5 protein-coding genes are annotated in these 5080 nt (G+C 44.8%); all 5 read right to left on the bottom strand.

Translation table 11 applies throughout. The annotated features are described in order from the left end of the window. Positions 1-302: 302 nt before the first annotated feature. The 5 genes from DW915_RS15455 to DW915_RS15425 all read right to left on the bottom strand — a co-directional run bounded on the left by DW915_RS15455 (position 303) and on the right by DW915_RS15425 (position 4937). The gene (locus DW915_RS15455) at positions 303-794 is read right to left on the bottom strand and encodes a nucleotidyltransferase domain-containing protein (RefSeq protein ID WP_009263190.1); all 492 of its coding nucleotides are present in this window, start codon (positions 792-794) and stop codon (positions 303-305) included. 386 nt (positions 795-1180) lie between these two features. Then, the gene (locus DW915_RS15445) at positions 1181-2290 is read right to left on the bottom strand and encodes a relaxase/mobilization nuclease domain-containing protein (protein WP_055166537.1); all 1110 of its coding nucleotides are present in this window, start codon (positions 2288-2290) and stop codon (positions 1181-1183) included. Beyond that, positions 2251-2571, bottom strand: coding sequence for a MobC family plasmid mobilization relaxosome protein (locus DW915_RS15440; protein ID WP_009256578.1), 321 nt, complete (start codon positions 2569-2571; stop codon positions 2251-2253). Before DW915_RS15440 ends, DW915_RS15445 begins: the two co-directional genes overlap by 40 nt. Positions 2572-2575: 4 nt before the next feature. Beyond that, complete coding sequence (locus DW915_RS15960) at positions 2576-2737, bottom strand: hypothetical protein (protein WP_004614779.1); 162 nt, start codon at positions 2735-2737, stop codon at positions 2576-2578. 856 nt (positions 2738-3593) lie between these two features. Next, entirely contained in the window at positions 3594-4937 is a 1344-nt protein-coding gene (locus tag DW915_RS15425) for a repa (RefSeq protein WP_118577254.1), read from the bottom strand. Positions 4938-5080: the final 143 nt, after the last annotated feature.

Below are 5080 nucleotides of genomic sequence, written 5' to 3'. Positions count from 1 at the left end.
ACCTCACTCCCTCTCGCCTTGACCGCTAATCTTATCAATGAGTTTTTTTTACCTTTTTCCGTCAAGTATAAGGGAGTGCCTTTTGAGTGTCAATATCTACACCTCACTCCCTCTCGCCTTGACCGCTAATCTTATCAATGAGTTTTTTTTACCTTTTTCTCTCAAGTATAAGGGAGTGCCTTTTTGATGTCAATATCTACACCTCACTCCCTCTCGCCTTGACCGCTAATCTTATCAATACATTTTTGCACCTTTTTCTTCGTACCGACAAACTGCAATTTATCTTAGAAATTACAGCGATGTTATTTTGATAAACTTTCAAGAATTGAAATATCATGCTTATCTTTATCTCTTAATTCATAACCTGAATGGAAAACTTTTTGGCCTTTTAAAGATATACAAGGAATTGTTTTGCCTTCAAAAAAAACACTACCAAAGTAATCTTTTTCAAACTCATACCATCCACCCTCTAAATCAGCTTGTTTTGAAGTTCCGTCCTCATTTAAAACGAACGGGTGAATGTCTAAGTAACCAAGTTCATCACTATATAACTCTATTCTAACCGGTTTCCAGTCTGTATCAATTTTATAGCCCAGATTCAAAAGCACATTTAACAATTTTTCCGTATGTTGAGCATCAAAATTTATATCTATATCTCTATGAATTCTTGTTTGTTTACCAGCTAAAATATCTACACCCCATCCGCCATCCAACCAGTATGTAATTCCAGTATTTTCGAATAATTCTATTACTTTCATTAAATCTTCTTTTGTTGTTATTTCTTTTCTACCCATACAAAGTCTCCTTTACAACTTCTATATAATTGTTTAGTTAAGTCAATATCAATATCTAATTGCCAAGGCTCAAAATCAAAAATCATGGTCATCACACTCCTTTTTAAAATTCTAATTTATCGATTTCTTTTTACTTACTAATCATACCATACAACAGCATAAGAAACACTAAAATATTGCAGACCATACCGCCCCAAAACAGGTACAACTTCAAGCCCTCATATCTAAAAAAACTGTTCTTACTTTCCTCAAGCTCCCGGATCTTCTGCTTCATCACGCTCGTAAGTGTATCAGACTGCTTCTCAAGAAGCTTTGTCGCCCTCTGTATAGCCTCTATATTCGCCTGTAACGCCTTTCTAACCTCTTGGACGGTGTTTTCCTTAACCTCATCTTTCAGGCTCCCAATCTCGCCCGATATAGCGTCTTGAAGCAATTCGTTGCTGTTCTTCAGCAGCTCTACGCTCTGCTTCAGCTCGCTGATGAGCTTCCTGTTCTGCTCTGCGTCTCTCTGCCTGTTCTGCTCTGCCCTCACTTGTTCTTGATTTGACTGCTTCATCAATTCCTCGCAGTTCTCGCTCGACATCGCCAACGCTTCTTTGAGCAGACTGTTTTCCAGCTCTGTCCGGCTCTGTCGGTTTAACTCTTGAAGCTGCTCTCTTGGACTGCTCTGCTTCTGCTGTTCGTGCATTTCTCTCAAACTCATGCTCCATACTCTCCTTTCCAAAATCCATATTGTAGTATTTTTCCAGCTTGTTATCCCTGATTTTACAAGCCTTTTCTCCTGCCTGTTCCCTGGCTAAGTCGGTATATGTGATGTACTTGTGGCTGTCCTGCCAGTCCACCCCGTACCCTCTTTCATTCATCAGCCGGATAAAGGTTTCCCGGCTGGTCGCTGTTTCCTTACAATCCAGCACCGCAAGGGCAATATCCTGCACATAGCTTTTGACCTTTCCCTGCTCTGCCTGTTTCAAAAGCTGGTAGGTGTCTTTGCTCCATGCCACCGTTTCTTCCCGGACTTCTCCAGCAAATGTCTTTCCTTTCTCCGGCACATGCAAGCCCTGTTCCCAGCTCTGCTCGTTGCACCGTTCCTTTAAGTCTTTAAGGTCGTGCTTACTCCATTGGAGCTTATGACCGTTCTCATAATTTACGGAATTGACAATAAAGTGCGTGTGTATATGCCCCTTGTCTATATGCGTGGCTATCAGAACTTCATGCCCTTTCCATGCCTTTGTATGCTCTGCCAGCTCGACAGCGTTCTTGTGAGCCTGCTCCGGGGTTATTTCCTCGTCCTCATGGTAGGATTGCACATAATGCTTATAGGTTCTTCCGTCCGTCTTGCCCCACAGCTCCTTTGTGGCTTGCATTTCCTCCTTGACCGTCTCCGGCTCACAATGCAGACCGCTGACAAGCTTCTCCTCTGTCTTTTCTTTTTTCGTCACATAATCTATTGCGTGCCCTATGCCCGCCTTTGAAGATACCGCCTTAATGACTGCCATACTTTGTTCAGCTCCTCTCCATGCTTCCGCACTTCCGCTTCACTCGGCAACATTCCCCCCTCATTACACCTCTTTGCTATTTGGTTGAGGTTGTTCCCTATCCGTTTCAGTTCCGGGATAAGTTCTTTGATACCGTCCGTATTCACGATCTGCTTCTCCAGCACACAGGAAAGGATATACTCCTGCTGGTTCTTTCCACTCTCTGAAATCTTCTCCTGCAACTGCTGGTATTCTTCTTCACTTACTCGGAATGATAACTGCTTTGGTCTTGTCTTGTTCATGCCCTTACCACTCCATATCCATGACATCAAGTAAGTCAAAGAAACGCTCCAGCGTCTTATTTTCCTTTTCTGCCGGGTTCTGTTTTACATATTTATCAATTACTTTCATCAGCTCCTGCACCTCGTATCTGTACTCAAACTGAATTTTATCCATTTCTTTTTTCATGCCTTTGACCTCTCTTTCTTCGGTGCTACCACCGTCAAATTATGAGCCTTTCGGCTCTCTAAAAAGGGGGATTGAAGGGGGGCTTGCCACCCTCACAAGTTCTAAAGTGGTAACACTTTAGGGAACTTGCAATATATCCGCTACACATATTATAGCATGATAGACACCCTATATCAAGCGGATATATTCGTGCGTATATTCTGCCAAGAATATAGTGGAGCTTACTTCCTCTTGGGCGACTTTGGAAGTGTAGGTGGAAGAAAGTCAAGGGCTTGTTTTTTATCTGCAGTATGAGCTTCGGCTTGCCGATCAGCGAGTACAGCAGATAAAAAATGGTCGCAGACCACCCTTTACTTTCTTCCGCCGGAACGGACAATGAAGCACAGGGGGAAGTAACGGAACGGACGGACAGCCGTTTTCCCCTCCGGCATTATAGCCAACAAAAAAGAGTATCAAGGGTAAACGCTGCGGTCTATGACCGCCCTTGACACTCTTTTCCTTATGGCTTTGATAATAAACAAGGGGAAATGGCTTCTTGTGGCATTTCTGCCACTATGGTATAATGAGCGACGCTACCACCCCTATACAGGTACAGAAAGGGGGTGTGCCACCATGAGTATATTTTCGTCTTTCTTACTCTCTGTCTTGGCAAGTGTAGTCGCCTACTACATCTGCAAATGGCTGGACGGAGATAAATAGGCGGTAGCCAGCCTAAGGAATAAGCCACCTTGCCACAACGGAATAGAAAAGCCCCGGAGTTGCGACCTCCGGGGCTTTTTGCGTGCCACAATGAGCACTTTCGTCTTTCTTGCCTACTGGCATTATAGCATATGCCTTTCGGCATTTCAAGTATGCCCTACTTCCACCACTTGTAAACGGTGGGCTTGCTCAATCCTGTCTCTCGAATGCAGTCCGCTTTCTTTCCTGCTGGGTGGCTCTCCTGCCATTCTCTGACTGTCTGCTCCGCTGTTCCACTCCCTTTTGGTCTACCCTCTTTTACTTCTTCTCCTAACTGCTTTTTTAAAGCTTTCATAGTATTCATAACCTTTACATGGTCTTTTTGCTTTCTGTAATTCCGCTTATTTGCTGGTATCGTAACCTTTGTGTTGTCCTCTATCCATTCCCGGCTTGCTATCGTTGACAGCCTTTTTCTGTCCCCTTTCAATGCCCGAAGAGCGTCTTTCACATCTGCCCGGCTGAAATGGTTGTCCTCGTCCTCGGTAAGGCTCTCTAAATGGTCCAGGAACGCATAGGCGTCTCTCCGTATCTTCTGCTCGGATATGCCACACTTCAAGCCATAAGAGCACAACGCCATAATAGAAAAGTAACGCCCTCCGGCTTTCACTTCCTCGGTTATTTTCCGTTTCCACCACTCATATAAAGCTTCGTTACATACCCACGTACCGCCCTGCTTCTTACTTTTCTGCTTCGGCTCTCCCTGCACGATCCGCTTCTCATACCATTCCGGGTACAGCTCCTTTGCTTCTTCCAGCGTAACGGTACTTTTTCTTCTCGGCTTCTCGTACAACGGAGCAAGGTCTACCTTACAGCTCGGTATGCTGGCTTTTATGTCCTCCAGCGTGTAACGGTTCTCTGACAGCTTATAGGCTTTTACTGGGAAATCTGCACCCAGCTTCGACTGACTCCCCACACACCGGAAACCTTGATAAATTCCGGTTATATCCGGGCTGTCCGGACGGATAGAGCTGGTATCATTCCATAGCCGCCGGATAAAGGCTTCTTTCAGCTCCGCAAGCACTTCTTCCCGGTTTCGATACAACTGAACCGGCTCCTGCAAGAAATAGTAAAGATGTACCCCCTTGCCGGAGCTGACAAGATAAGTCGGACGAAGCTGCACACCATTCCCAAACTGCTTCAACAGGTTCTTTAACTGCTGTTTGCCTACATAATCCACGTCCACCACCACCGCAAACAGCTCATGAGCGTTCTCTTTCGTGTGTGACTTTCCGTAAAAACTAATAGGCGGTATCAGCCCAAACCTATCTCCTATGACCTTATCCAGCATTTTCAGACTATCATCAATTACCCACTGCCGGGTTCTTCCTTTGCCAGACGGTCTAATCTGTGTCGCTATAATATTACCTTTTCCGTCCTCCGGCTCTTGCTGGAGACTGCCAGCCGGAAACAACTCCCGATAGAAATCATGAGGACTTACTTCCGGGTATCCCCTCTCCAACATAAGGGCTTCTTTCTCCCGATAAGCAGACTTCCACTCATACCCTCTTTTATCTCTCCTTTTGGTGTATTTTGCCATAGTCTTTTGCACCTCACTCCCTCTCGCCTTGACCGCTAATCTTATCAATGAGTTTTTTTTACCTTTTT

The organism is Blautia sp. AM42-2 (assembly GCF_003480245.1).
In the GTDB taxonomy this organism is placed as follows: Bacteria; Bacillota; Clostridia; order Lachnospirales; family Lachnospiraceae; genus Fusicatenibacter; species Fusicatenibacter saccharivorans.
Note: the sequence above shows the minus strand (reverse complement) of the source record. Positions and strands in the feature narration are given on the sequence as shown.